The sequence below is a fragment of the Paraburkholderia sp. SIMBA_054 genome, assembly GCF_046534875.1.
GTDB classification, from domain to species: Bacteria; Pseudomonadota; Gammaproteobacteria; order Burkholderiales; family Burkholderiaceae; genus Paraburkholderia; species Paraburkholderia hospita.
In genome coordinates this window covers 1-271 of the sequence record NZ_JAWRXV010000803.1, presented here as the reverse complement: position 1 = coordinate 271, position 271 = coordinate 1, and the positions used below count along the sequence as shown (strand labels likewise).

Annotated in this window: 1 protein-coding gene; it reads right to left on the bottom strand. The window is 54.6% G+C overall.

Going from position 1 to position 271, the window contains the following annotated elements:
• Window positions 1-257, bottom strand: a 257-nt coding sequence (locus SB822_RS57315; protein ID WP_410859136.1) for an NAD(P)-dependent oxidoreductase, incomplete at its 3' end; no start/stop codon positions are given.
• Window positions 258-271: the final 14 nt, after the last annotated feature.

Sequence of the window (271 nt, the reverse complement as noted above, 5' to 3'; positions counted from 1 at the left end):
CAGGCGTTAATCAGAATCGCTCCGGGCTTCAGGCTACGGATCAGTTTTTCATCCGCCAGATGTAGCGTTTTGTACGGACCATCTTTAAAGAGTGGCGTATGGAAAGTCAGAATATCCGCGCGCTGGACTAACTCATCCAGCGAGCGGAAATCACCCTCATCCCCACGGTCGGCGCGAGGCGGATCGCAAAGTAAGGTTTTAATCCCTAACGCTTCCAGTCGCGCCTGCAATCGACGTCCAACGTTACCAACGCCCACGATCCCCACCGTAC